This is a genomic window from Streptomyces sp. CA-111067 (assembly GCF_050956065.1).
Taxonomy (GTDB): Bacteria; Actinomycetota; Actinomycetes; order Streptomycetales; family Streptomycetaceae; genus Actinacidiphila.
The window spans coordinates 8,754,840-8,779,757 of sequence record NZ_CP192103.1 but is presented as its reverse complement, the minus strand read 5'-3'; the positions used below and the strand labels follow the sequence as shown (position 1 = coordinate 8,779,757).

Below are 24,918 nucleotides of genomic sequence, written 5' to 3'. Positions count from 1 at the left end.
AAACCGTTCGCTTCGCTCACGGTTCGCACCCGCTCCGCGGGTGCGTGACCGCGCTGCGCGCGGTCCGCCCGGCTTCGCCGGCCAACCCCTCCGCTGCGCTCCAGGGTTGACGGCCCGCCAGGACGCGGGCTGCACCCGCCTCCTGGCGGGCCCGGCCCCTCGCTCCGCTCAGGTCCCCGCGGTGCGCTCCGCGCCCCGTAGCGGCTGCGGGAACACCCGTTCCGTGCGGGGCGGGCAACAAACAGGCTGGCTAGGAGGAGGGCGGAATGTCAGCTTGCTGCGGCGCGGAGTCGACGCCTCCGCTGGCAACGCGTCGGAATGTCAATGTCCAGCGCTCCTTGGGGGTTGCAGGGTTCTCTTTGGCGCTGACCAGCTTCCAGCCCTCGGATTCGATCAGGGCGATGTGTCTGCTCCGTATCTCCTCGAGGGTTGAAGCCAGTGTGCGCACGTACGTGTTCTCGCCTCGCTCTCGAGCAGCGATCGCACCCTTGGTTGCGCGCTTGTGCCCCCACTTCTGCATGAATCCCATGAGCAGGCCTCTTTCTGGGCTGGTCCGACCGCGGTGATCGACATCGACAGGACACTAGCGGCCTCCGCGCTGGCGGTCGGTGGGTGGCGTGGGGGAACCAGTTTCGGACAGTTCCGGTCATGGGATCGATCGATGCTGCGTCAAATTTCTGAGTGCGCTAATCTCTGGACTCAGACACCACCCCCGGAGCACACCGCCCGGGGCCGCGCATCGTCCCGGGATGGGGGAGCGTCAAACCATGGTGGCAGTGGTCACAGCCGAAGCGGAAAACACGGTCGTGGAGATGGACCCGCTTCCGCATCAGATCGAGGCATCCGATGCGGCGGTGCGGGCACTCGAATTGCAACCGGGTCAGGAAATGCCCGCGCAGGGCTTGCGGACGCAGGTCATCGCGGCGACCGGCTCGGGCAAAACGTTTATGGCCGTGCTGACCGCGCGGAAATTGCGGGCAGGCCGGGTTTTGGTACTGGTGCCGACTCTGGATTTGCTGACGCAGATGGCGGCCGCGTGGCGGGCCGGCGGCCGCACCGGCCCGTTCTACGGCATCTGCTCGCTGCGGGCCGAGGAGGCGCAGGGGCTCGCGGCGTGCACGACGAACGTGGACGAGCTGGTGGCGTGGACGCGCGGCCAGGAGCACCTGACGGTGTTCGCCACGTACGCCAGCGTGGGTCTGGGGACGCTCCAGCGGGCGCACGAGGCGGGCCTCGCACCGTGGTCGCTGGTGGTGGTGGACGAGGCGCACCGGGTCAGCGGCCGGGGCAGTAAGCCGTGGGCGGCGATCCACGACAACACCCGCATCCCGGCCGACCGCAGGCTCTATATGACGGCGACCCCGAGGGTGTGGGAGGCGCCGGAGACCGAGGAAGGCGCCGGCGGGGCACCGGTGCTGGTCGCCAGCATGGAAGACGACCCGGACGGGCTGTTCGGCAGCGTGGCGTACAAGCTGACGCTCTCGCAGGCCCGCAATCTCGGCCTGGTCGCGGCGTGGCAGGTGGTGTGCGTGGACGTGACCGACCCGGAGCTCCAGGCGGCCGCGCTGCTGGGGATTGAGGCCAGGTCGGACACCGTGCGCGGGAGCCGGCTCGCCGCGTTGCAGACGGCTGCGGTGAAGACCGCCGCGGAACGCGGCCTGCGCAGGATGCTGACCTTCCACTACCGGACCAGCGAGGCCGAGGCGATGGCCGCCGGGGTGCCGGCCGTGGCGCGGCGGCTGTGGGAGGACGACCCGCAGACGTACCCGGAGCCGGATCGGGTGTGGTCGGACTGGCTGTGCGGGGAGCACAAACCGAAGCGCCGCAAGGAGGTGCTGGCCACGTTTGCGGACCCGGTCGGCGAGCGCCTGGACGGCGACCTGGTCCCGATGCGCCTGCGACTGCTCAGCTCCGTTCGCATCCTCGGAGAGGGCGTGGACACACCAGGCTGTGACTCTGTGTACTTCGGGGACGTGCGCGGGTCGGCCGTCGATATCCTCCAGATCGTCGGCCGGGCACTGCGCATGAAGCCGGGAGAGGGCAAGGTCGCGTCATTGGTGGTGCCCGTTTTTCTGGGCAAGGACGAAGACCCGGACGCCATGCTCACGTCCAAGGGGTACAACGGCCTGGCCAAGGTTCTGGCCGCCCTCCGCAGTCACGACGCGGACACCGTGGAGGCCCTGGCGGAGCAGCAGGCCAACACCCGCAGCCGCAAGCCGTCGGCGGCGGAGACCAAGGGGGCCGGGCGGGGTGAGGAACGCGGCACGTCGGCCCCCGCGAGCAGCCTGCTGTCCTTCTCCACCCCGCGTGACCCGGCCGTGCTGGCGCAATTCATGAAACTGAGGATTCTCCAGCCCGAAAACACGTACTGGCGTCAGGGAGTCCAGGCCGCGACCCGGTACGTGAAAGAGAACGGGGATCTGAAAGTTCCCTATTCCTATGTCACGCCGGAGGACTGGACTCCCGCTGACTTCCCTCTGGGAACGTGGATCGCTGACCAGAGGCGGTTTTACAACGCGGGTGAGATGAAGCCCTCGCGCGCCAGGGAACTCGAAGACCTGCAGATGGTGTGGTCGCACTGGGACGTCGCCTTTCAGGAGGGACTGTCAGCAGCACAGGGGTGGGCAGCCGCACACGGGCACTTCCTCCCGCCCACCACGGCCAACTGGAACGGCCATCCGGTGGGGGTGTGGGCCAAGAATCTGAGGACGGCGGGCAGGAAGGCGGCGGAGATCGAGGCGCGGCGCGAGCAGGGGCTGCCGCTCGGCTCCGCCGTCGGGGCGCTGACCGAGGAACGCAGGGACGCCCTGGAGGCCATCGACCCGTCGTGGTGCCCGGCCTGGCCCGTGACCTGGCAGCGCGCCTACCGGCTGTGCCGCAACCTGATCGAAGCCGGCGCCCCGCTGCCCGGACCGGGCGAGGCCACGGTGCAAGGCGAAGACCTCGGCGCGTGGGTGCAGGCGCAGCGCCTGGACTGGGACCAGCTGCTGCCCGCGCAGCAGTGGATGCTGGAGAACATGCTGCACCTGTCCCCTGCGGAGGCGTCTGAGCGGCCGCCGGCGCCCCGCACGCAGGCCGACAAGTGGGCGGCGAACCTCGCAGCCGCCCGGCAGTACCACGCCCGCGAAGGCCACCTCCAGCCCCCGCGCAAGCACGTCGAAATCGTGGACGGAACCGAACACAAACTCGGCATGTTCCTCGACAACGCCCGCCGCAGGGCCGACAAGCTGAGCGAGGCGCGGCGCCAGGAACTCACCGAGCTGGGCATGCACTGGTAAACGCAGGCTCGGGCCGCATCGGCAAACCGGGCCGACTCACACGGCTGCGATCACGAAAGTCAGGAGTGCCAGCGAGAGTGTGGCACAGCCGGCGAAGGTGACGGCTCCATGCATGAGTGCCTTGGCATACGTGGCTCCATCGAGGCGGGCGAGCAGACCGGCGGTGGCGCCTGCCAGGATGCAGAAGAGTAGGACGACGGCCAAGAGCAGAAGGAGGAGCATCAGGTGAGTGGGTGTGGTGTTCATTCCTTCTCCCAGGATCGGTGGGGTCGCTGAGGAGAAGTTCGCCGGTTTGGTGTTCGCCGGGGTTCAGCGTGCACAAAGATGAATGAAAACGGTCATCGGAGCGACGGAGCATCGGGATATGGCGGAGTTGCCGGGCGATCCGCTGACGGAGCTGGCACGGCGGTTACGAACGCTGAAGGCGCAACGGAGGCTGCAGTCGGGCGGTCTTCAGCAGCGGACTGGGCTGGGGCGGACCACGCTCAGTCAGGCGCTGAGCGGTTCCAAGGTGCCATCCGAGACAACGCTGGTGCTACTGGCGAAGGCACTGGAGGCGGACGCGGAGCCGTTGCTGGCTCTACGCTCGGCTGCCGCTCGCCCGTCGGTGTCCAGGGCTACGCGAGTGTCAGGACCGCTTTCATTCGAGCAGCGGTATCGCGCCTACGTGGAACAGCGGCATTCCGGGCTAACTGTCGTGGGACTGGACCTCAGTCGCCCGGACCGTGCCCATTGGCCGTTGGACGCGGCCTACCTGAGCCTGGAGTTGGCGGAGCGGGCCGAGAGCTGGTCGGGCGGCGGTGATGAAGCTGACCGGTCAAGGTCCGTCGTCAAACGCGCCGAGCATGCCCTGTCTGGGCACCGGCGAGTGCTCCTGCGAGGGCTGGCCGGCAGCGGGAAGTCCACTCTCCTCCAGTGGCTTGCGGTAGCCGCAGCTCGGGAGGAATTGCCAGAAGAGCTGGCGGACTGGCGGGACCGGATTCCGTTTGTCTTGCCGCTGCGAACACTGGTGAGACGTGGTCCTCTCCCCCAGCCTCAGGAGTTCCTGGCGGCAGTCGGTACCCCGCTGGCAGCCTCGCAGCCCGAGCGCTGGGCCGATGCCGTGCTAGCCCGGGGCGAGGGTCTCGTGCTGATCGACGGCATCGACGAAGTGCCACAAGAGCAGCGGGGTGCCACACGGGACTGGTTGGAGGGGCTTCTGGCGGCCTATCAGGATGCTGTGTTCGTGGTCACCACGCGCCCGTCGGCGGTTCCCGAGGGATGGCTAGCGTCATCGCGCTTCACCGAGTTGACGGTTCGGCCCATGAACGCCGCCGACATCGGGGTGTTCGTGGGCCGGTGGCACACTGCAGCCCGCCGCGGCGCCGAGTCTGCCGATGAACGAGCGCACCTGGACGAACTGGAATCCGCGCTGCGGATGACGGTGCGTGCTCAGCGCGACCTGGCGCAGTTGTCCAGTACGCCGCTGATGTGTGCGCTGGTCTGCGCGCTCCACCGGGACCGCCGCGGCCATCTTCCGCACAGCCGCATGGAGCTCTACCAAGCCGCGCTGTCGATGCTGCTCGTACGCCGTGACCGCGAACGCAGCATCGACATCCCCGAAGGGATCCAGCTCACCGAGCACCAGAGCATCAAGCTTCTCCAGCGCCTTGCCTACTGGCTGATCCGCAACCGCCAGACCGAAATGGACTACGCCACCGCGCTGGTTCTGATCGGCGATGCTCTGCCTGCCATGCAAGCCGTGGCCGAACAGGGACCGGCCGAGCAGGTCCTGACTCATCTGATCGGCCGTAGCGGTTTGCTGCGCCAGCCCACCGCCGACACCGTCGACTTCGTCCACCGCACCTTCCAGGACTACCTCGGCGCCAAAGCCGCCATTGAAGCGCACGACTTCCCCCTACTCATCAACAACGCCCACGACGACCAGTGGGAAGACGTCATCCGCATGGCCGTCGCCCATTCCCGTCCGGCTGAGAGCACTGATCTGCTCAACCGCCTCGTCACTCGTGGCAATGCTGAAGCCGAACACCGCCCCAGACTCCACCTCCTGGCCCAGGCGAGCCTGCACTACGCGACCGAAATCGAACCCGACACCCGCGACCTCGTCGAACAGCACGCGCGCGCCCTCATGCCGCCCCGCTCCGAAGAGGAAGCGGACACCCTCGCCTCGCTTGGGCCAGGCATCCTGGACCTACTGCCACAGCCTCAGGGGTTGGAAGGCGATGAAGTAGCGGCCGTGGTGCGAACCGCCGCCGCCATCGGCAGCGACCAGGCCTATGTCTTCCTCCAGCGCTTCGTGACGTCCCTACCCCAAGACACCTCATCTCATGAACTGGTGAGGGGTTGGGAGCACTTCGACGCGGACCAGTACGCCCAGGACATCCTCTCCGCCGTTAGGGAAAAAATCTACCTGAGCGTGCAAAGCCACGATCAGCGTAATGCGCTTCGCTTCTTGACGCCCGTAACCGACATTTCCTTCGAAAATGAAGAGTTCACCGCGGGAGAAATCACAGAGTACCTGTCGCCCAAGACTCACGCCTTGCGAATCTATGCAGGTGCCCGACTGCAGAACCTAAAATTCTTGCATTCTTTTCCCACTCTGAGAGAACTCGCACTTGGAAGCGTAACAGGGTTCGCACATATTGATGACATCGCAAACCATCCACTAGCCGATCTGACTCTAGTCAATTTGCCCAATGAGTTCTCATTGACAGCCCTGAATTCTCTTCCCAATCTCACATCACTGGGCCTCTACACCCCCCTGTCATATCAGAACCTGGCAGAACTGCCCGGACCAGAGAGCCTCACCTCGCTACATCTGGGCCCTGGGACCGGTCCACACCTTACGGGCATCTCCAAGTGGCAGCAGTTGCGAGAGCTGACAATGAACAGACAGCCCACCCCGGAAGACTGGCGAGAGATCGCGCCCCTTCCGCACCTCGAAGAAATATTTCTTTCACATTATGATCTCACCCAGGCCGTTCCCATGCAGGCCGTCACCTATCTCCGACTCATGCCCAAAGATACGGCTACACAAGCAGACCTGATCCCGAATATATTCCCCAACCTTGAGAAGGTTTTCATCAACTTCCGCGAAGCAACATCTGACATCATCGACATCACACCTCTGGCTCGAATAAAAAACCTCAAGCTCTCCTTGAGCTTCGCGAAAGGGATTGTCGGCCTAGAAGAATTTGATCCGGACGCGGTTACACTGCACCCAAGGCCGCGAACATTGGACATCTGAAACCTCCGAAATGGCGGAGTTTCACGGAGAACGAGTCCAGCTGTGAGTAGACGCCCCTGTGACAGCCCGCAGAGCCGGCGCCAGCCGGACAATGGCAGTCGTCTAGTCACCTCATGACAGCAGGGCAGTCCACACGGCTCTGTGCTGCCAGGCCGGCAAAGGACTTCTGCCGCCGGCGCCCGCCTGCTGCCACCAAGACGCCCACTCACAACGGACATCCAGTCGGAATGTGGGCCAAGAATTGAGGACGGCCTGTCGGCGGTTGACGGAGATCGAAACGCGGCGCGAGCAGGGGCTACCGGTCGGCTCCACCACCGGGGCGCTCACTGAGGAGCGCAGGGACGCGCTCGAGGCGATCGACCCGAGCTGGTGCCCGGTCTGGCCGGTGGTCTGGCAGCGCCCCTACCGGCTGTGCCGGGGCCTCATCGAGGCCGGCAGCCCGCTGCCCACCGCGCCGGGGCAGATGACCGCTCCAGGGCGAGGATCTCGGGGCGTGGATGCAGGCGCAGCGCCTGAACTGGGACCAGTTGCTGCCCGCGCAGGCCTGGATGCTGGAGAACATGCTGCACCTGGCGCCGGCGGAGCCTGACGAGCGGCCGCCGGCGCCCCGTACGCAGGCGGACAAGTGGGCGGCGAACCTGGCGGCGGCCCGGCAGTTCCACGCCCGTGAGGGCCACCTGCAGCCGTCCAGGAAGGCCGTGGAAGTCGTGGACGGGACCGAACACAAGATCGGGCTGTTTGGTTCTGTACGCGGGATTTGAGAACGGTTGTTGCTCAGCGTGGAGTGCGCCCGGTTTCGACGGAGGGTGATGTCTGCGAGTTCTGACAACACCTCAGGGCTTGCGGTGGGAGCATCGAAGTGCTCTGCATGATGAGGGGGCGATGGTGCCGTCGAAGTCCAAGGTCGATCTGTACGCGGCGATACGCCGCGATGCCCGCTCGGGCATGTCGCACCGGGCGTTGATGCGCGAGTACGGGGTGGGTTTCCGCACCGTCAAGGCCGCACTGGATTCGGTCTGGCCGGAGCCGAGGAAGAAGCCGCCTCCCCGCGGGACACGGCTGGACCCGTTCAAGCTGCTGATCGACCAGATGCTGCGTGCGGACCTGGACGCGCCGCGCAAGCAGCGTCACACCGTCAAGCGGATCTTCGACCGGCTGGTCGATGAACACCGAGCGGAGGAAGTGACCTATCCCATGGTCAGGGCATACGTCGCCGCCCGGCGCTCCCAGATCGCGATCGAGGCCGGCCGAGGGGCGGCGGAGGCGTTCATCGTGCAGTCCCATCAGCCGGGGGCCGAGGCGGAAGTGGACTTCGGGGACGTGAAGGTGCGCCTGGCCGGTGAGCTGGTCACCTGCTACCTGTTCGCGATGCGCCTGTCGTTCTCCGGCAAGGCCGTGCACCGCGTGTTCGCCTCCTGCGGCCAGGAGGCATTCCTCGAAGGCCACGTCCATGCTCTGAGCGTGCTGGGCGGAGTGCCGACCGGCAAAGTCCGCTACGACAACCTGCGGGCGGCGGTCGCCCGGGTGCTGGGGTCACGGGCCAGAACGGAGAACGAGCGGTGGGTGGCGTTCCGCTCGCACTACGGCCTGGACGCCTTCTACTGCCGGCCGGGCATCGTGGGCGCACATGAGAAGGGCGGGGTCGAGGGGCAGGTCGGCTGGTTCCGTCGCAATCACATGGTCCCCGTCCCGGAGGCGGGCTCGCTGGCGGAGCTGAACGCGATGGTCGACCAGTGGGACGAGCAGGACGAGGACCGGCGGATCGGGACCCGGCCGCGGGTGGTGCGGGAGTACTTCGAGGTCGAGCGGCGGCTGCTGCGGCCGCTGCCGGACCAGCCGTTCGAGACGGGGCGACTGTTCAGCCTGCGGGTGGACCGGTTCTCCCAGGTCAGTGTCCGCACCAACCGCTACTCGGTGCCGGTGCGGCTGATCGGCCGAACCGTGCGGGTCATGCTGCACGCCTCCGAGGTGGTGGTCTACGACGGCCGGATGGAGGTCGCCCGGCACGAACGGCTGATCGCCAAAGGCGGTGTCCGCCTGGACCTGGACCACTACCTGGAGGCACTGGTCCGCAAACCCGGAGCGTTCCCCGGGGCGACCGCACTGGAACAGGCCCGCTCAGCGGGCAAGTTCACCCCTGTTCACGACGCGTGGTGGGCAGCGGCCTGCAAGGCCCACGGCGACCGGGACGGAACCCGCGCGCTGATCGAGGTCTTGCTCATGGCCCGGAGCATGTCCCACGAACACCTGGTGACCGGCCTGGCGGCGGCCTTGCGGGCCGGGGCCCTGACCGCGGACGCCGTCGCCCTGGAGGCCCGGAAGGCTGCCGAGGCGGACGCGGCGACCGAGCCTGTCCTGGAGCCGCCGGAACCGGGACGCGTGACGTTCCTGACCGAACGGCGGCTGGCACATCTGCCGCCCGACACCCGGCCGCTGCCGTCGGTCGCGGCCTATGACCAGCTGCTGCGGCCGAGGCAGCCCGGCCACCGTTCCGCCGGCCAGGGAGAGATACCGTGACGCAGTTCAAACGCCACCGCGGACTGACCGAACAGGCCGCTGACGCGGCCGTTGACCAGGCATGCCGGATGCTGCGGCTGCCGACGATCCGCCAGCAGTTCCCCGAACTCGCCGAAGCCGCCGCCCGCGACCAGATGTCGTATCGCGGGTTCCTGGCCGAGCTGCTCATGGCCGAGTGCGACGACCGCGCCCGCCGCCGCTCCGAGCGGCGCATCAAAGCCGCCGCCTTCCCGCGCGAGAAGTCGATCAGGGCCTTCGACTTCGAGGCCAACCCCAACGTCGACCCCGCCGTCATCCATACACTGGCGACCTGCGAGTGGGTGAAGAAGAGCATGCCGCTCTGTCTGATCGGCGACTCGGGCACCGGCAAGTCGCATCTGCTGATCGCGCTGGGCACCGAGGCGGCGATGGCCGGCTACCGGGTGCGCTACACGCTGGCCACCAAGCTCGTGAACGAGCTTGGTGGAAGCCGCGGACGACAAGCAACTGACCAAGACCATCGCCCGCTACGGCCGAGTTGATCTTCTTTGTATTGATGAACTCGGCTACATGGAGCTGGACCGCAGGGGCGCTGAGCTGCTGTTCCAGGTTCTGACCGAGCGCGAGGAGAAGAACAGCGTCGCGATCGCCTCCAACGAATCGTTCGGAGGCTGGACGAAGACCTTCACCGACCCGCGGCTCTGCGCGGCCATCGTCGACCGCCTCACCTTCGGCGGGAACATCATCCAGACCGGCACCGATTCCTACCGCCTCGCCAGCACCAGGGCCCACACCGGCCCGCACGACGCCACCGCAGGCTGACCGCTCTGGGGCTTCCCCCGATAGGTGCCGACTCGCCGGCCACAGGACCACGTCAAGGTGGGCGCGCCCGCAGGCGAAGCCGAGGACGAACGACCTTGACGTGGCCCGAGGGACCGGCCACCATCACGGCACCGGGGAAGGGACCAGGGCTGTGACTGCGCAGGTCACAGCCTAGGATGAACGGTCTTCACCATCCGGCAGATGGACAGCGACGTCATAGTTGGCGATCCGCTCCGCCAGCGCCCGCGGGCTCACACCATGCTCATTCGCCCGGTCGGGGTCAGCCCCAGCAGCAAGCAGCACCCGAATCATCGTGCCCTCACCCCGAGAGCTGAACACTGCCTTCCACAACGGAGTTGCCGTTGCAATCTGCCATGTCCACCGCTGCCCCTGCTGCCAGCAGCACCTCGGCGGCCAGCGGGTCCTGCGCCTGCGCGGCGAAGTGCAACGGCGTCCAGCCCGAGGAATCAGGCGCCCCCGGATCTGCCCCGTCCGAGAGCAGTTCTCTCAGCTCGACTACATCGCCATCGGCCACCGCATAGTGGACAGCCGTCCGCCCCAAACGATCCCCATCCGTCATGCCGCCCATCCTCGTCGACTTGACGCGCCAGAGAGCGGCTCCCGCTTCAAGCGTTGCTACTTCTCATCGACATTTCCGGGCCCAATGACCGCCAAGTGCTGCCCAAAGCCATCGACAATCGTTGCCCACTCTCACCTACGAAACCAGCCGTCACCGGGGCCACCGCCGTCGTCACCGCCGGGGCCACCGCCGTCGTCACCGCCGACGACTTCTACGACCCCTACGCCAACGGGACGCTGGTCGCCTCGCACCCGCAAGCGGCCGACGGCTGGCAGCGGGCCCAGGTCTACGACCTGGGCCCGCACGTGCGCACCGGCGCGAACGCGATCGCACTGGCGGTCACCAACACCGGCCCGACCCCGGCCGGGCTGCTCGCGACGGCCCGGGTGACAGCGGGCCACAGCGCCGACTCCGTTCCCACCGACACCTCCTGGCGTGCCTCCGCCTCCGCGCCGGCCGGCTGGCACAGCCCCGGCTTCGACGACTCCGGCTGGGCGGTGCCGCTCGACCAGGACGCCTACGGCGGCGGCCCGTGGGGCAGCGCCGTCACGGTGGACAACGCCGCCCCCGCGCCCTGCCTGCGCAAGGACTTCTCGCTGCGCGCCCCGGTCGTCTCGGCCCGGCTGTACGTCTGCGGCCTGGGCTACTACCTCGCCTCGCTCAACGCCCGGCGGGTCGGCGACCGCGAACTCGACCCGGCGCCGAGCCTGTACGACACGGCGGGCCTGTACAGCGCCTACGACGTGACCGGCCTGCTGCGGCACGGCGCCAACACCGTCGGACTCGTCCTCGGCCGCTCCTTCTACGCGATCGACAGCCCCACCATCTACTGGGACAACGCGTCCTGGATCTGCGACCGGCCCGCCGCCCGGCTCGTCCTGCGGGCGACGCACCGCGACGGCACCGTCACCACGGTCGTCAGCGACGGCGGCTGGTCGGCGCACCCGGGCCCCACCCTCGCCGACTCCGTCTGCAACGGGGACGCCTACGACGCGCGGGCCGAACTCCCGGGCTGGGACCGGCCCGGCGCCCCGACGAAGGGATGGACACCGGCGGCCGTCCGCGCCGGCGCCAAGCTGCCGCCGGCCGACCGCCCGCAGCCGATGCCGCCGATCCGGGTGACCGGAACCCTGCAGGCCACCTCGGTCACCGAACCGGCCCCGGGCAGCTACGTGTTCGGCTTCCCCCGCCTCGTCACCGGCCGCCCGCGGCTGCGGGTCCGCGCACCGGCGGGCACCACCGTCGACCTGGGGTACGGCGAGATCCTGAACGCCGACGGCACCGTCGACAACCAGGGCGACCCCGGCATCACCCCCGGCGAGATCCAGCACGACACCTACACCACCGCCGGCACCGGACCGGAGACGTGGGAGGCGTCGTTCTCCTACGGCAGCTTCCAGTACGTGCAGCTGGACGGCCACCCCGGCCGGCCGCCGCGCGACGCCGTCACCGCCCGGGTGCTGGGCAGCGACCTGCCCGCCGCCGGCGGCTTCCACTGCTCCGACGACCTGGTCGACACCGTGCACCAGATGACCCGCGACACCATCGCCAACAACCTCACCGGCATCCCCACCGACACCCCGATGTACGAAAAACGCGGCTGGCTCGGCGACGCGTCACTGTTCTGCGCACCCAGCCTGGACAACTTCGACACGCAGACGTTCTGGACCAACTTCCCGGCGGTCATGGCCGACGACCAGGGCGCGGACGGCAACTTCGGCGACCTCGCCCCGGCCCTGGGCCCGGGCCAGGGCGCCGACCCCACCTGGAGCACCGCCGGGATCGTGCTGCCCTGGACGCTCTACCAGGAGTACGGCGACCTCGGCATCCTCGGCACCCGCTACACCGGCATGGCGCGCTTCGCGGACTACCTCACCGGCCGGGCCACCGGCTCGATCCTGGACGGCACCTACGGCGACTGGTGCCCACCGGGCAACGTACCGCCACCGGAGGGCGCGACGCTCACCTCCACCGGGCCGTACCACCGGTGCGCCGACCTGATGGCGCAGATCGCCGGGGCGCTCGGCAAGAACGCCGACCAGGCGGCCTACGCGCCACAGGCCGCCGAGATCCGCGACGCGTTCAACGCCGCGTTCCTCGACCCGGCCACCGGCGTCTACCGCACCGGCACCGCGACACCGTACCGCCAGTCATCCAACGCCTACCCGCTCTACCTCGGCCCGGTCCCCGACACGCAACGCGACGCCGTCATCGCCGCACTGGTGCGCAGCATCGCCGCGGGCGGCAACCACCTGGACACCGGCATCATCGGCACCATGGCACTGTTCCCCGCACTCACCGAACACGGCCACGCCGACCTCGCCTGCAAAGTCGCCACCCAGCCCACCTACCCCGGCTACGGCTACTGGGCCTCGCTGGGCGCGACCACACTGCGGGAGCAGTGGACCGCCACCCCGCGGTCGCACGACCACGCGATGTTCGGCACGGTCGACGAGTGGTTCTACCAATACCTCGGCGGTATCCGCCCCGCCGCGCCCGGATACAAGAAGACCGCGATCCGGCCCTACACACCCGCCGGCCCCACCTCGGTCACAGCCCACCGACACCCCCTACGGCCGGATATCGGTCCACTGGCAGGCCACCGCCCACAGCTTCCGGATCGACGCCACCGTACCCGCCAACACCACCGCGACGATCACCATCCCCCACCCACCCACCCGGCAGCCGGATACACCCCACCCCAGCCATCACCACCACACCCACACCCACCCACACCCACACCGGCACCGCCACCGGCACCCACACCGGCGCAGGCGCAGGCACTGCCACCGCCCACGCCGGCCCGGGACACCACACACTGACCATCGACCACTGACCCACCACCACACCGCAGCCCACCCGCCCGCCACACCGCAGCTCACCCGCCCGCACCACCGCAGCACACCGTCCGCCACACCACCCCCGCTGACCGTCCGCACCACCGCAGCCCACCCGCCCGCACCGCAGCTGACTGACCGTCCGCCGCACCGGGAACCCGATCGGCCCCCGCCACGTCACACCGCCATGACAACCAGGACGTGGACCGTGGCGGGGGCACTCACAGCGCTGGTGACCCTGGCGACGGCGAGCGGATGCGACAGCGCCCCGGGCGAGAGAGCCTGCACCCTCGTCGGCGCAAGCTCCGGCGTGACGGCCGACATCCCAGGAAAAGCCGGCACCGCCTACCGCATGTGCGTAGACACCCGCTGCGACACCCGAACGGCGCCGGCCGACTCCCGCACCGGCACCGGCACCGGCACCGGCACGACGCAGACCTCCCTGAACGTGCCACTACCCGACACCATCGGCGCCACCGAGGTCACCGTCCACTACACCGAAACCCCCCAAGGCAGCACCCGCCCCACCCTGGACCAGACCCTGCCCCTCACCCTCACCAAAGGCCAGCCCAACGGCCCAGGCTGCCAACCCACCGTCTACCAAGGCCGACTCACCTACACCACCGGCAAAGGACTCACACCGAGACAGTGACGCCGCCTTCCCGACGCGCAAGGCCCGGGCCGCACCAGCAGCCCGGGCCTCACCGTCCGCGGACCGCGGCCAGCGCGAAGGCCAGGCGCATGTCCAGCCACCCCGCCTGCCTGGTGTAACGGGCACGATGACCCACAGCATCACCATGGGTCAGCACCACCTCGCTGCCCGCCCGCCACGTCGTCGGCCTGGCCTCGCCCGACTCCGAGCTCTCACCGTCCCCGTCACCCAGACCGAAAGTGACCACCGACAGGGCCAGATCGAAGGCCGCATCGGCCACCGCGGCGACCGCCGCCGTGCCCGCCCGGTCCGCCACATCGCCGGAGCTGCCCACCGCCCAGTGGTAGCGAGCCACCACATTGGGACGATCCGGCTGCTGCAGCCACAGGGCGTGCTGGATCGACCGCTTGGCCTTCCCGGTCTGCAGCACCCGGCCGACCTCGGCGCCGTCCGCGTCCAGCACCCGGAAACCCCCGAGTTCACCGCGGTCGGCGCCCTGCGCCCCACCCGCCTCAAACGCCGTCAACGGGGCCACCCGGCACACCAGCCGGCTCTCGTCCATCGCCGAGCGCAACTCCCAGGCCCGCACCGACCGATCCGGACGCACCACATACGCCGCCGGTGCCAGGCAACTGCCGACCATGCCTCCCGGCACCCGGACGGCCTGCCGCCCCGTCATCGGCTTCTGACCTGGCGCGTGACCGGTGCGCACCTGCTTGCTGATCACGAAGGAGCTGACCGTCTCCCACGGCACCGGGTCCTCCTCCGGACTGGCCGGCGGCTGTCGTCGTCCGAGGGCCATGCCCCTCCCCCTCCCAGGCCGCCGGGCCCGGACGGCCGGGCGGCCGTTCGACGCTACACCGCGGCGCGGCCCGCCAGGTGACCGCGAGCGTGCGGTTCCAGCCACCGGCACGGTGCCGCCGCATCAGCACATTCCATCTAGCTTGCTAGGATGCTAGCATTGGCTCGTGGGCGATCAAGAAGTCAAACAGTTCAACGTGTACCTGCCGACAGGGCTGATCAAGCAGGTCAAGTACCGCGCCATCGAGTCGGGCATGTCGCTGTCGGCACTGGTCGCCGAGGCGCTGCGCGGCTACCTCGACGACGCCGACGACGACACCGAGCACACCGACGACAACAACGACAGCGACAACGCCAAGCCCGTACCGCGATCGAACGAGAAGGAGAGCTGACATGGCGACCGAGGGAATCGAGGCCGTGTTCCTGACGACCCACAACTGGGGCAGGGCGGCGGGGTTCTTCCAGGCCCTGGGCTACGAGCTGGAGTTCAGCACGGACCACAACTCCGGCCGGCTCCGCAACGGCGACGGGCCCTATGTCTTCATCGCCGAGGTCCCCCAGGACCAGGAGCCCCGGGCGCAGATGGTGCTGAAGGTGCCCGACGCGGACGCGTTCCGCGCCGATCCCGCCGTCGAGGTGGTCACGCCGTTCGAGGACACCCACTACGGGACCAGGGAGATGACCGTCCGCGACCCCGACGGGCGGCTGTGGAGTCTGCAGGCCCCGGCCAAGAACTGACCCCAACCCCAACCCCAACGGGAGGACACGCCATGGCAGGCGAGCAGGCCGACGCACCGGACAACACCGCGCTGCGCACCGCCCTGTGGCGGGCGCTGCACCTGGAGGTGGACCCGCCGCCCCACGTCCTGGCGGACGGGATCGGGCTGCGGCTGGCGGCCCCCGGCGAGGGCTGGCGCGACCGCCCCGACATGGACCCGGCCGCCACCAGGGGATTCCGGGCGGCCATGGTGGCCCGCGCCCGTTTCATCGAAGACCTGATCGCCGAGCAGTCCGACCGCGGCGTCACGCAGTACGTCGTCCTGGGCGCCGGCTTGGACACCTTCGCCCAGCGCAGGCCGGAGATCGCCTCCCGGCTCCAGGTCTACGAGGTCGACCAGCCTGGCACGCAGGCGTGGAAGCGGCGCCGCCTGGTCGAGCTCGGCTACGGCGTCCCCGGCTGGCTGCACCTGGTGCCGGTCGACTTCGAGGCAGGCGGGGACTGGCTGAAGCAGCTGGCCGCCGCCGGTTTCGACCCCGGGCGGCCCGCGGTCATCGTCTCCACCGGTGTGACCATGTACCTCAGCAAGGACGCCACCGCGGCCGCGTTGCGCCAGATCGCCGGGCTCGCACCCGGCTCGACGCTCGCCATGACCTTCCTGCTGCCGGCCGAACTCCTCGACGACGCCGACCGCCCGGGCCTGCGAGCGAGCAAGAAGGGCGCGCAGGCATCGGGAACGCCGTTCGTCAGCTTCTACACCCCGCCGGAAATGCTGGCGCTGGCCCGCGCGGCCGGCTTCAAAGACGTCCGGCACGTGCCGGGACCGTCGCTCGCCGAGCGCTACTTCACCGGCCGCACCGACGGACTCCGCCCCTCCAGCGGAGAGGACCTGCTCCTGGCCACCACCTGACCGCGCACTCGCCACTCCTCCCGCGGACCCGCGCAGCGCACGCGCTCCCCGCACGCCTCCCCCACCGCAGCCAGACGGCGTGCATCCAGGGCTTCGGCCCCGACGACAACCACCCGCTCTCCACCGACGCATCGCCGGCCCGGTAGCCGGCCGGCGGAAACTGCCTGTCGCGATGGCCGGGAAGGCCGCAGACTCCCCTCATGGCCGACATGGAGTCCTTCCGCAAGACCGTCACCGCATGGGCCGCCGGCGAGCCCGGCGAGCCCGGCGGGGCCGCGCGGGAACTCGCCGCCAGGCTGCCGGTCCGGGCGGTAGTCCTGCTGGAGGGGCTGAGCGACGTCGCGGCGCTCGACGCGCTGGCCGCGGCACGCGGGCGGGATCTGGCGGCCGAGGGGATCTGCGTGCTGCCGATGGGCGGCGCGATGAGCGTACGGCGGTTCGTCCGGCTGCTCGGTCCGGCCGGCCTCGGCCTCCGGCTCACCGGGCTGTGCGACGAGGGCGAACGCGGCTACTACGCCCGCGCGTTCGCCGAGGCCGGGGTGGCGCGGCCGGAGTTCTTCGTCTGCGCGGCGGACCTGGAGGACGAGCTCATCCGCGCGCTGGGCGTGGACCGGGTACGGGAACTCGTCCACGCGGAGGGCGACGTGCGCGCCCTGCGGACGTTCCTGAACCAGCCCGCGCAGCGCGAACGCGGCGCGCAGCAGCAGTTGCGGCGCTTCCTCGGCACCAAGAAGGGCCGCAAGATCCGCTACGGCCGGGTCCTCGTCGAGGCCCTGGAACCCGGCCGGGTGCCCGCACCGCTCGACGGCCTGCTCGCCGCCCTCTGACCGCCGGACCGCGCCGGGTGCGGTGCGCCGGACGCCGCTGCGGCCGCCCGCCGCGGAAAGGCTAGGCTCGCCGCACGAACCACCTGGTCAGCAGGCAGAAGAAAGGGCTGAACCCTGACATGAAGGTACTGATCTCGGGCGGCGCGGGATACATCGGCAGCACCGTCGCCTCCGCCTGCCTGGACGCCGGGATCACCCCGGTGATCCTGGACAGCCTGGTCACCGGCCGCCGGGAGTTCACCGAGGGCCGCGCCTTCTACCAGGGCGACATCGCCGACGGCGCAGTGGTGGACCGGATCTTCGCCGAGCATCCGGAGATCGAGGCGGTCGTGCACTGCGCGGCCCTGATCGTGGTGCCCGACTCCGTCGGCGACCCGATCGGCTACTACCGGGCCAACGTGGCCAAGAGCCTGGACTTCGTCGGCCACCTCATCCGCAACGGCTGCCGGCAGATGATCTTCAGCTCGTCCGGCTCGATCTACCGGCCGGGCGACGACTTCAGCGTGGACGAGGAGTCCGGGCTCGCCCCGCAGAGCCCGTACGCGCGTACCAAGGCCGTCTGCGAGGGCATGTTCGCCGACATCGCCGCCACCCAGCCGATCCGGATCCTGTCGCTGCGCTACTTCAATCCGATCGGCGCCGACCCCGAGCTGCGCACCGGGCTCCAGCTGCGCCGGCCGAGCCACGCGCTGGGCAAGCTGATCGAGGCGCACGACGAGGGGGTGCCGTTCCAGGTCACCGGCACCGACTGGCCCACCAGGGACGGTTCCGGCATTCGCGACTACGTGCACGTCTGGGATCTGGCCACCGCGCATGTCGCCGCGCTCCAGCGGTTCGACACCGCGCTGGCCGGCGCGCGCTCCTGCGTGATCAACCTCGGGACGGGCACCGGCACCACCGTCACCGAGCTGGTGGCGGCCTTCAACAGCGTGGTGGCCCCGCCGGTCGCGGTGACCGAGTCAGGTCCGCGACCCGGCGACGTGGCCGGTGCCTTCACCCGCAGCGACCGTGCCAAGCGGCTGCTCGGCTGGGAACCGCGGTTCACCGTCGCCGAGGGCATCCGGGACTCGCTGCGCTGGGCCGAGGTACGCGACCAGCGGCTCGGCGGGTAGGCCGGGAGGACCGCCGGGGCGAAGCGGGAGCCGGTCACGGGTGCATGTGCGCGCCCTTGAAGACCTTGTCCACGGCGTTGCGGGGGCCGTGCACGGCCAGACCCACCAGGTCGAGGCCGTCCCTGTGCACCGCGCGGACCGCCGCGCGGTTGTCCCGGTCGTTGCCCGTGCCGAACAGGTCGGACGTGAACAGCGCGGTGGGCAGCCCGCGGGACACCGCTCGGGCGTTTGCGGCTGTCAGGGTCTCCTTGGACCCTTCGAGCACCAGGACGGGCTGGCGGAACATCGGCAGATAGCCGGTGCCGTCGGCGTCCTCGTACGGCTCCCCGATCACCTCGGGCGCCACCGTGCCGAGGCCGCTCACCAGGAAGGCGGTCACGTTCAGCCGCTGCCACGTCTCGAGGTCGTCCCGCAGCAGGACGGTGATCTTGGTGTCGAAGCGCACGGGGGCGGCGGCCGGGGCGGTGCCGGCGGCAGCCCCGGTCTCGTTGCCATCGGCGGCCCGGGTCTCGTTCTCGGTTCTCATGCTCTGAGACTGGCCGGTGCGCGAGGTCAGCGTCTTGTACGTTGTTTGCGTGGCACCTCGGCAGGAGATCTCGGCCTGGCGCCCGCCGGTCGCGGGCGTCGTGGAGGTGTTCCACGCCCACTTCACCGAGCACGCCTACCCGATGCACGTCCACGACGCCTGGACGCTGCTGATCGTGGACGACGGCGCCGTCCGCTACGACCTGGACCGCTACGAGCGCGGCACCCCGGGCGACACGGTGAGCCTGCTGCCGCCGCAGGTGCCGCACAACGGCTCGTCCGCCACCCCGTACGGCTTCCGCAAGCGGGTGCTCTACCTCGACATGACACAGCTGGACGAGCGCTTCATCGGGCCGGCGGTGGACGGCCCCGACATCACCGACCCCGTGCTGCGCACCCGGGTCGGTCAGCTGCACGCGGCGCTGATGCACCGGGGCGACGAGTTCGAGGCGGAGAGCCGGCTCGCGCTGATCAGCCGGCGGCTGCGCGAGCACCTGCGCCCGCGGCAGGGCGCGGGCAGCGCCGGGCCCGGATTCGGGGTCGCCAGGGATCTGCGCGATCTGCTCGACGAGCGGATGCCCGCGGGCGTCACCCTGCAGGAGGCCGCGCGCCTGGTGCACGCGCACCCCGCGCATCTGGTGCGCGCCTTCACCGGCGCCTTCGGCATCGCCCCGCACCAGTACCTGACCTCGCGCCGGGTGGACCTGGCGCGCCGGCTGCTGCTGGACGGGCAGCCGCCCGGGCAGGCCGCGGCCGCCGCCGGATTCCACGACCAGTCGCATCTGACCCGGCACTTCAAGCGGGTCGTCGGCACCACGCCCGGCCGGTACGCCCGTACCGGCCCTGCGGCCTGAATCGGCCCCGGGCGGGCGTCACTCGGGCCTCGTGGGCGCCGGGGAATGCAGTCGATGCCGGGCTGCCGCCCTCGGTACTGTGCGCGCATGGATGAGGGACAGGAACCGGTCTACGCCCGCGGGCTCTACCGGTCGTTGCGGGACGACGCGGCCGGGCAGGACGCCTACGCCTCGGTGGTGGCGCCGTGGCTGCGCCGGGCCCAGGACGGCTACCGGGCCGCGCTCTCGCGGGCCGCGTCCCGGCTGTGCCGGGAGCCCTTCGACGGGCCGGACACCGAGCGGCAGGACCTGAGCTGGGAGCTCTACGCCCTGAGCCGGGTCAGCGACGTGCTGCTGCTGGCCCTTCAGCCGCCGCTCCAGCCGGCACCCGGCGGCATCGGCGGCGTGCCCGTCGCCCATGAACTGCATCCGCCCGAGCAGTGGCCTGAAGTGGGGACGGCGCAGTACCTGGAGCTGTTCACCGGCCTCGGCATGGAGCCGTTCACCGGCACCGGCGCGTTCGATCCCTTCCTCCACGAGATCGTGGAGGTCGAGCAGGCGCAGGACCCGGACGAGCCGGTCACCGTCACCGAACTCCTCTGGCCCGGGCTGTGGTTGGGGCCGCTGCTCTTCAGCCGGGCCGGCGTGCGGGTCAGGGCCGGGATCCGGCACGCCGAACGCGGTGTGGCCGACCGCTTCCCGCTGTACTGGACGTTCCTGCGCCGCAACCGGCCCACGGTCGACCTGTCGCTCGGCTGGGGCCACAACTCGCAGTGGCGTACCGACTTCCGGGTCGACTGCCGCACGGGGGCGGGCGCCAGGCGCGTCAACGCCGGGGTGGACGAGGACATCGACTCCGACGAGGCCGTCGGGGAACCCGGCACGCTGCTGACTCCTGAGGAGCGCCGCGAGCTGGTCCGCAACCGCTGCCTGCTGCGTACGCCGTCCAACGCCGCCGCCCTGGCGGGGACCTCGCACTGGGAGCGGGAGATCTTCCCGTTCGACTGGCGGCTGCCCGAGGGCTGAACCGCCGCGGCGCGCTCCGGCGTCAGGTGTCCGCGGGTGGGCGCGGCCGTCAGGTCACAGCGAGGCGAGGGCGACGGCGATCAGCACCAGGGACAGCGCGAAGAGCGCCAGCCAGCCGCGTGCCATCGCGCCCATGCCCGCGTAGCGGTCGTAGGGGGCGTACGGGTGGTCGGGGTGGACGACTATCGTCATCGATCCTCCGACTCCGCCCGGCGCGCCGGAAGCGTTGACCACGGTGGACGTGTACCGGCGGCCGTCGAGGTGATAGCGGACGACGGGGGCCAGGTTGTAGGAGCCGCGGTTGCCCGAGCTGGTCGGCTCGTTGTCCACGACGTCCGCCTGGAGTTCGACGCCCTGCCGTCTGGCCCGCCGGAAGGCCAGCTCCCGCGCTGCCGACCTGACCGCGCCGACCGTCCCGACGACGAGGGCCAGGCATGCGCCCACCAAGAAACCCATGGCCGCCATCCTGCCCAATCAGGGCCGCTGGGCGCCAGCGGTCCGGGCAACCGACCGGTGGGCGCCGGCGGTCGGGGGACGTGTCGGGAACCGGTCAGGATTCGAGAAGCACCGGGCAGGGGGTGGCGCATAGCTTCGAAACATGACCTCCATCGAATCCATCACCCTTGAGGCGGCCGACCCCGCCGCCGCCCAGCAGTTCTACACCGCTGCCTTCGGTCTGGGCTCCCAGGTCCGGCTGCGCGCCTCGGAGGCGCCGACGACCGGCTTCCGCGGGTTCACGCTGTCGCTCACGGTGGCGCAGCCGGCCGACGTCAACGCGCTCGTCGGCGCGGCCCTCGACGCCGGTGCCACGGCGGTCAAGCCGGTCTCGAAGTCGTTCTGGGGCTACGGCGGTGTCGTAAGGGCCCCCGACGGGGCGCTCTGGAAGATCGCGACCTCGGCGAAGAAGGACTCCGGGCCGGCCACCGGGAAGATCGACCAGTTCGTGCTGCTGCTCGGCGTCGAGGACATGGTCGCGAGCAAGCAGTTCTACGTCGGCCGCGGGCTGACGGTGGGAAAGAGCTTCGGCCGCAAGTACGTCGAGTTCGCGGTGCCGTCGAGCCCGGTCAAGCTGGCGCTCTACGGCCGCCGCGCCCTGGCCAAGGACGCCGGGGTCGCCCCCGACGGCACCGGGTCGCACCGGCTCGCGATCGGCGGCGGCACCGGGGAGTTCACCGACCCTGACGGCTTCGCGTGGGAGCCGGCGCCCGCATCCGCCTCGGTGGCGTAGCCGGCGCCGGCCGCCGGTACCGCACAGACGTGCCGCGGCCGGCGGCCTCTCCCCCGTCCCGATACCCGTGAGATACGCGTGTATGGCTGGATGTCATACCCCCGTGGTTCTATCTGATTCGGATCCGGATCGATCAACGCACGCTGTACGGTGCGGGGATCGCGCACGGCACCACGTGCGGGCAGGTCCGAAGAACGCGGAAGAACGCAGGTGGATCCGGTGGCGCCGCCACTCGGCCGGGGGAGGAACGTGCATGATCCGGATCATCCCGTCGCAGGGGCCGCCGCGGACGCTCGCGCTGGCGCAGCTGACCAACTCGGTCGGCGACGGCGCCTACTACGTCTGTTCGACGCTGTATTTCAGCCGGATCGTGGGCCTGTCGCCGGCGCAGATCGGCATGGCGCTGACCCTGGGGTGGGCGGTCGGCGCCGTCGTGGGCGTGCCGCTGGGGCATCTGGCCGACCGCAGGGGCCCGCGCGGCCTGGCGGCGCTGCTGTCGGCGGCCACCGGGCTCGCGGTGGGCGCGTTCTTGTTCGTCGACTCCTTCGGCGCCTTCCTGGTCGCCGCTGTCCTCTACGCGTGCTGCCAGTGCGGCCTGGCGGCGGCCCGGCAGGCGCTGCTCGCCGGGCTGGTGGAGCCCGCCCGTCGCACCGAGACCAGGGCCTATCTGCAGTCGACGGTCAACGCCGGGCTCGCGGTCGGCGCCGCACTCGGCGGTGTGGCCCTCCAGGTGGACACCAAGGCGACGTACCTGACGGCGCTGGCGCTCGACGGGACGAGCTTCCTGCTGGCGGCGCTGATCCTGCTGCGGCTGCCGTCCGTGGGCGCGGTCGCGGCCGCGCACGTCAAGGGCGAACCGCACCTGGCGGTGCTCAAGGACCGGCCGTACGCACTGGTGTCGCTGCTCAACATGATCATGCTGCTGTACATGCCGGTGCTCAGCGTCGTCATGCCGCTGTGGATCGTCCGGCACACCGCGGCGCCCGGCTGGATGGTCTCCACGCTCCTGGTGCTGAACACCGCGAGCGTGGTGCTCTTCCAGGTCAGGATGGCGGCCAGGGTGCGCGATCTTGGCTCCGCGGCCCGGGCGGTACGGCTGTCCGGTGTCGTCATGCTGGTGGCCTGCGGCGGGTTCGCGCTCTCCGCGGCCGGTACGTCGGCGTGGCTGGCGGGGGTCGTGCTGGTCGCGGCGGCCGGGGTGCAGGTCGTCGGCGAGATGCTGCTCGGCTCCGGCTCGTGGGAGATCGGGTTCTCGCTGGCCCCGGCGGACAAGCAGGGCCAGTACCAGGGCTTCTACGGCAGCGGGACGGCGATAGCCAGGATGATCGGCCCGCTGCTGCTGACCACGCTGATCCTCACCTGGGGAACGCCGGGCTGGCTGGTGCTGGGTGCGGCGTTCCTGGCGGCCGGGGTGGCGATGGGCCCGGCGGTGCGGTGGGCGGAGTCCCGCACCGGCCCGCTGCTGCCGGCGCCGGTGCCGGAGCACGGCGCGGGGCCGGTCGAGGAGGTCCTCCGCTGAGCGGCGGATATGCCTCGTCGGCCAGGCCCAACTGCTCGGCGAGGGCGCGCCGGCCGGTACCGGTGAGTGCGACGGCGCGGCCGGTGCCGATCCGGGTGATCCAGCCGGAGTCGAAGGCGTGCCTGCACAGGGCGGCGCCGACGGAGCCGGCCAGGTGGGAGCGGCGCTCGGTCCAGTCCAGGCAGGAGCGGACCGGTGGCCGCCGGGTGGCGGGCGGCAGCGCTATGCCCAGTTCGTCGAGCCAGTCGGCCCCGTCGCCGGTGAGGGCCAGTCCGCGCCGCCAGTCGAGCAGCCCGCGCTCGGTCATGGCCTCGGTGACGGCCACCCCGAGCGTGCCGGCGAGGTGGTCGTAGCAGGTACGGGCCCGGGCCAGCGCCCGATTGCGGCTCACCGAAGGCAGCGAGCGGGGCGGCTCGGCGCGCGGCGGGGCCATCGAGGCGAGGTTCTCGATCATCTCGGCGGTGGCGGGGTCGGCCAGCCGGACGTAGCGGTGCCTGCCCTGCCGTTCCTGTACCAGCAGTCCCCCGCTGACCAGCAGGTTCAGGTGCTCGGTCGCGGTCGAGGCGGCCACTCCGGCGTGCCGGGCCAGCTCGGCCGCGGTCCACGCCCTGCCGTCCAGCAGGGCCAGGCAGAAGCCGGCCCTGGTGCCGTCGGCCAGCAGCCTGGCCAGGGCGGCCAGGTCGCGGCCCTCGGAGTTCGCGTCATGGCGGTTCATCCCCACCATCGTGCACCCGTGATCCTTCGGCCGCCGCCGAAGCGTCCCGGCCCTACGGTCGGCGGCATGGATACCGCGAGCCCCAGCAGCACGGCCGCCGCCCCGGCGGCCGACCACCTGGCCGTCACGCCGAGCATTCTGTACTTCGGCACCCCCGTCGTCCTGCTGACCACCGAGAACGAGGACGGCTCGGCCAATCTCGCCCCGATGTCCTCGGCCTGGGCGCTGGGTCAGGTGATCGTGCTCGGCGTGGGCGCCGAGGGGCAGTCAGCGCACAACCTGCGCCGCAGGCACGACCTGGTGATCAACCTCCCCGCGCCCGAGCAGTGGCCCGCGGTGGAACGGCTGGCGCCGCTGACCGGACGCGACCCGGTGCCGGCGGGCAAGCGCGGCACGTTCCGCTTCGCCGCGGACAAGTTCGGCGCCGCCGGGCTGTGTCCGCAGCCCTCGGACCTGGTCGGACCGCCCCGGGTCGCCGGCTGCCCGATCCAGATGGAGGCCCGGGTGGCCGCGGCCCGGCCGGACGCGGCCGGTGACTTCCTGATCGTCGAGGCCCGGGTGCTCAGGGTGCACGCCGACCCGCGGATCGTCGTATCGGGCACGCAGCACATCGACCCGGCGGCGTGGAGCCCGCTGATCTACAACTTCCGGCACTACTTCGGGCTCGGCCCGGAGCTCGGCCACACCTTCCGCTCCCAGACGCCCCGGCGCCGCACCTCGTGAGCGGGAGCCACAGGGACGACTGGCGTGTACGCAGGGCGGCGGCCCGAAGCCGGGGCGTCGGGCCGCACC

The 24,918-nt window shown here is 70.5% G+C and carries 21 protein-coding genes and 3 pseudogenes; 17 read left to right on the top strand and 7 right to left on the bottom strand.

The genetic code is table 11. The features are described 5' to 3' along the window. Positions 1 to 250: 250 nt before the first annotated feature. The gene (locus ACQPW6_RS38575) at positions 251 to 529 is read right to left on the bottom strand and encodes a hypothetical protein (protein WP_433887385.1); all 279 of its coding nucleotides are present in this window, start codon (positions 527 to 529) and stop codon (positions 251 to 253) included. A gap of 238 nt (positions 530 to 767) precedes the next feature. On the opposite strand from ACQPW6_RS38575, the gene ACQPW6_RS38570 reads away from it, so the two are divergent. Then, positions 768 to 3,278 carry a Helicase associated domain protein gene (locus tag ACQPW6_RS38570; protein WP_433887386.1) on the top strand — a complete coding sequence of 837 codons (2,511 nt, stop codon included), beginning with the start codon at positions 768 to 770 and terminating at the stop codon, positions 3,276 to 3,278. A 36-nt stretch (positions 3,279 to 3,314) separates the two neighbouring features. On the opposite strand, the gene ACQPW6_RS38565 is transcribed toward ACQPW6_RS38570, so the two are convergent. Next, a complete protein-coding gene (locus ACQPW6_RS38565; RefSeq protein ID WP_433887387.1) occupies positions 3,315 to 3,524 on the bottom strand; it encodes a hypothetical protein in 210 nt (69 codons plus the stop codon). A gap of 82 nt (positions 3,525 to 3,606) precedes the next feature. Between ACQPW6_RS38565 and ACQPW6_RS38560 the strand changes: the two genes are divergently transcribed. The 4 genes and pseudogenes from ACQPW6_RS38560 (at position 3,607) to istB (ending at position 9,843) form a co-directional block, all read left to right on the top strand. Then, positions 3,607 to 6,525, top strand: a complete 2,919-nt coding sequence (locus ACQPW6_RS38560; protein WP_433887388.1) for an NACHT domain-containing protein — start codon at positions 3,607 to 3,609, stop codon at positions 6,523 to 6,525. Positions 6,526 to 7,022: 497 nt separating this feature from the next. Beyond that, positions 7,023 to 7,286, top strand: a complete 264-nt coding sequence (locus tag ACQPW6_RS38555) for a hypothetical protein (protein WP_433887389.1) — start codon at positions 7,023 to 7,025, stop codon at positions 7,284 to 7,286. A gap of 121 nt (positions 7,287 to 7,407) precedes the next feature. After that, the gene (gene istA / locus ACQPW6_RS38550; RefSeq protein WP_433887390.1) at positions 7,408 to 9,042 is read left to right on the top strand and encodes an IS21 family transposase; all 1,635 of its coding nucleotides are present in this window, start codon (positions 7,408 to 7,410) and stop codon (positions 9,040 to 9,042) included. Next, positions 9,039 to 9,843 (top strand): annotated as a pseudogene (gene istB, locus ACQPW6_RS38545) (IS21-like element helper ATPase IstB). The gene istA and the pseudogene istB overlap by 4 nt, the downstream one beginning before the upstream one ends. A gap of 319 nt (positions 9,844 to 10,162) precedes the next feature. Here istB and ACQPW6_RS38540 read toward each other — a convergent pair. Then, positions 10,163 to 10,423, bottom strand: a complete 261-nt coding sequence (locus tag ACQPW6_RS38540) for an ankyrin repeat domain-containing protein (protein WP_433887391.1) — start codon at positions 10,421 to 10,423, stop codon at positions 10,163 to 10,165. A 95-nt stretch (positions 10,424 to 10,518) separates the two neighbouring features. Here ACQPW6_RS38540 and ACQPW6_RS38535 point away from each other — a divergent pair. Both ACQPW6_RS38535 and ACQPW6_RS38530 read left to right on the top strand, forming a co-directional pair. Next, positions 10,519 to 12,882, top strand: a pseudogene (locus tag ACQPW6_RS38535) (family 78 glycoside hydrolase catalytic domain); the annotation flags it as partial. 586 nt (positions 12,883 to 13,468) lie between these two features. Then, positions 13,469 to 13,912: a hypothetical protein gene (locus ACQPW6_RS38530; protein ID WP_433887392.1), complete on the top strand. Its 444-nt coding sequence runs from the start codon at positions 13,469 to 13,471 to the stop codon at positions 13,910 to 13,912. A gap of 49 nt (positions 13,913 to 13,961) precedes the next feature. On the opposite strand, the gene ACQPW6_RS38525 is transcribed toward ACQPW6_RS38530, so the two are convergent. Further along, a complete protein-coding gene (locus tag ACQPW6_RS38525; RefSeq protein WP_433894376.1) occupies positions 13,962 to 14,714 on the bottom strand; it encodes a hypothetical protein in 753 nt (250 codons plus the stop codon). Positions 14,715 to 14,880: 166 nt separating this feature from the next. Between ACQPW6_RS38525 and ACQPW6_RS38520 the strand changes: the two genes are divergently transcribed. The 5 genes from ACQPW6_RS38520 to galE all read left to right on the top strand — a co-directional run bounded on the left by ACQPW6_RS38520 (position 14,881) and on the right by galE (position 18,280). Beyond that, the gene (locus tag ACQPW6_RS38520; protein ID WP_433894375.1) at positions 14,881 to 15,105 is read left to right on the top strand and encodes a CopG family transcriptional regulator; all 225 of its coding nucleotides are present in this window, start codon (positions 14,881 to 14,883) and stop codon (positions 15,103 to 15,105) included. Between the two features lies 1 nt (position 15,106). Then, positions 15,107 to 15,451 carry a VOC family protein gene (locus tag ACQPW6_RS38515; RefSeq protein WP_433894374.1) on the top strand — a complete coding sequence of 115 codons (345 nt, stop codon included), beginning with the start codon at positions 15,107 to 15,109 and terminating at the stop codon, positions 15,449 to 15,451. A 32-nt stretch (positions 15,452 to 15,483) separates the two neighbouring features. Continuing rightward, entirely contained in the window at positions 15,484 to 16,341 is an 858-nt protein-coding gene (locus ACQPW6_RS38510) for a class I SAM-dependent methyltransferase (RefSeq protein ID WP_433894373.1), read from the top strand. A 200-nt stretch (positions 16,342 to 16,541) separates the two neighbouring features. Beyond that, entirely contained in the window at positions 16,542 to 17,168 is a 627-nt protein-coding gene (locus ACQPW6_RS38505) for a TOPRIM nucleotidyl transferase/hydrolase domain-containing protein (protein ID WP_433894372.1), read from the top strand. A 119-nt stretch (positions 17,169 to 17,287) separates the two neighbouring features. Further along, positions 17,288 to 18,280 carry a UDP-glucose 4-epimerase GalE gene (gene galE / locus ACQPW6_RS38500; protein WP_433894371.1) on the top strand — a complete coding sequence of 331 codons (993 nt, stop codon included), beginning with the start codon at positions 17,288 to 17,290 and terminating at the stop codon, positions 18,278 to 18,280. 34 nt (positions 18,281 to 18,314) lie between these two features. Here the strand turns inward: galE and ACQPW6_RS38495 are convergent, their stop codons facing one another. After that, entirely contained in the window at positions 18,315 to 18,806 is a 492-nt protein-coding gene (locus ACQPW6_RS38495; RefSeq protein ID WP_433894370.1) for a DUF2000 family protein, read from the bottom strand. A gap of 49 nt (positions 18,807 to 18,855) precedes the next feature. On the opposite strand from ACQPW6_RS38495, the gene ACQPW6_RS38490 reads away from it, so the two are divergent. Together ACQPW6_RS38490 and ACQPW6_RS38485 are read left to right on the top strand one after the other, a co-directional pair. Further along, positions 18,856 to 19,659, top strand: a complete 804-nt coding sequence (locus ACQPW6_RS38490) for an AraC family transcriptional regulator (RefSeq protein ID WP_433894369.1) — start codon at positions 18,856 to 18,858, stop codon at positions 19,657 to 19,659. A gap of 87 nt (positions 19,660 to 19,746) precedes the next feature. Beyond that, the gene (locus tag ACQPW6_RS38485; RefSeq protein WP_433894368.1) at positions 19,747 to 20,664 is read left to right on the top strand and encodes a hypothetical protein; all 918 of its coding nucleotides are present in this window, start codon (positions 19,747 to 19,749) and stop codon (positions 20,662 to 20,664) included. Positions 20,665 to 20,718: 54 nt separating this feature from the next. On the opposite strand, the gene ACQPW6_RS38480 is transcribed toward ACQPW6_RS38485, so the two are convergent. Next, positions 20,719 to 21,120 carry a hypothetical protein gene (locus ACQPW6_RS38480; protein WP_433894367.1) on the bottom strand — a complete coding sequence of 134 codons (402 nt, stop codon included), beginning with the start codon at positions 21,118 to 21,120 and terminating at the stop codon, positions 20,719 to 20,721. Positions 21,121 to 21,262: 142 nt separating this feature from the next. Here ACQPW6_RS38480 and ACQPW6_RS38475 point away from each other — a divergent pair, with 142 nt between their 5' ends. Together ACQPW6_RS38475 and ACQPW6_RS38470 are read left to right on the top strand one after the other, a co-directional pair. Then, positions 21,263 to 21,892, top strand: a complete 630-nt coding sequence (locus tag ACQPW6_RS38475) for a glyoxalase (RefSeq protein WP_433894366.1) — start codon at positions 21,263 to 21,265, stop codon at positions 21,890 to 21,892. Between the two features lie 253 nt (positions 21,893 to 22,145). Then, positions 22,146 to 23,411: an MFS transporter gene (locus tag ACQPW6_RS38470; protein WP_433894365.1), complete on the top strand. Its 1,266-nt coding sequence runs from the start codon at positions 22,146 to 22,148 to the stop codon at positions 23,409 to 23,411. 13 nt (positions 23,412 to 23,424) lie between these two features. On the opposite strand, the pseudogene ACQPW6_RS38465 reads toward ACQPW6_RS38470, so the two are convergent. After that, positions 23,425 to 24,126: pseudogene (locus ACQPW6_RS38465) on the bottom strand (ArsR/SmtB family transcription factor); the annotation flags it as partial. Positions 24,127 to 24,192: 66 nt separating this feature from the next. On the opposite strand from ACQPW6_RS38465, the gene ACQPW6_RS38460 reads away from it, so the two are divergent. Then, entirely contained in the window at positions 24,193 to 24,849 is a 657-nt protein-coding gene (locus ACQPW6_RS38460) for a flavin reductase family protein (protein ID WP_433894364.1), read from the top strand. Positions 24,850 to 24,918 lie beyond the last annotated feature (69 nt).

Bases quoted from the DNA above. Each gene is read 5' to 3' on its own strand.
- ACQPW6_RS38575 (WP_433887385.1), bottom strand. From the start codon at position 529: ATGGGATTCATGCAGAAGTGGGGGCACAAGCGCGCAACCAAGGGTGCG.
- ACQPW6_RS38570 (WP_433887386.1), top strand. From the start codon at position 768: ATGGTGGCAGTGGTCACAGCCGAAGCGGAAAACACGGTCGTGGAGATG.
- ACQPW6_RS38565 (WP_433887387.1), bottom strand. From the start codon at position 3,524: ATGAACACCACACCCACTCACCTGATGCTCCTCCTTCTGCTCTTGGCC.
- ACQPW6_RS38560 (WP_433887388.1), top strand. From the start codon at position 3,607: ATGAAAACGGTCATCGGAGCGACGGAGCATCGGGATATGGCGGAGTTG.
- ACQPW6_RS38555 (WP_433887389.1), top strand. From the start codon at position 7,023: ATGCAGGCGCAGCGCCTGAACTGGGACCAGTTGCTGCCCGCGCAGGCC.
- istA (WP_433887390.1), top strand. From the start codon at position 7,408: ATGGTGCCGTCGAAGTCCAAGGTCGATCTGTACGCGGCGATACGCCGC.
- ACQPW6_RS38540 (WP_433887391.1), bottom strand. From the start codon at position 10,423: ATGACGGATGGGGATCGTTTGGGGCGGACGGCTGTCCACTATGCGGTG.
- ACQPW6_RS38525 (WP_433894376.1), bottom strand. From the start codon at position 14,714: ATGGCCCTCGGACGACGACAGCCGCCGGCCAGTCCGGAGGAGGACCCG.
- ACQPW6_RS38515 (WP_433894374.1), top strand. From the start codon at position 15,107: ATGGCGACCGAGGGAATCGAGGCCGTGTTCCTGACGACCCACAACTGG.
- ACQPW6_RS38510 (WP_433894373.1), top strand. From the start codon at position 15,484: ATGGCAGGCGAGCAGGCCGACGCACCGGACAACACCGCGCTGCGCACC.
- ACQPW6_RS38505 (WP_433894372.1), top strand. From the start codon at position 16,542: ATGGCCGACATGGAGTCCTTCCGCAAGACCGTCACCGCATGGGCCGCC.
- galE (WP_433894371.1), top strand. From the start codon at position 17,288: ATGAAGGTACTGATCTCGGGCGGCGCGGGATACATCGGCAGCACCGTC.
- ACQPW6_RS38495 (WP_433894370.1), bottom strand. From the start codon at position 18,806: ATGAGAACCGAGAACGAGACCCGGGCCGCCGATGGCAACGAGACCGGG.
- ACQPW6_RS38485 (WP_433894368.1), top strand. From the start codon at position 19,747: ATGGATGAGGGACAGGAACCGGTCTACGCCCGCGGGCTCTACCGGTCG.
- ACQPW6_RS38480 (WP_433894367.1), bottom strand. From the start codon at position 21,120: ATGGGTTTCTTGGTGGGCGCATGCCTGGCCCTCGTCGTCGGGACGGTC.
- ACQPW6_RS38475 (WP_433894366.1), top strand. From the start codon at position 21,263: ATGACCTCCATCGAATCCATCACCCTTGAGGCGGCCGACCCCGCCGCC.
- ACQPW6_RS38470 (WP_433894365.1), top strand. From the start codon at position 22,146: ATGATCCGGATCATCCCGTCGCAGGGGCCGCCGCGGACGCTCGCGCTG.
- ACQPW6_RS38460 (WP_433894364.1), top strand. From the start codon at position 24,193: ATGGATACCGCGAGCCCCAGCAGCACGGCCGCCGCCCCGGCGGCCGAC.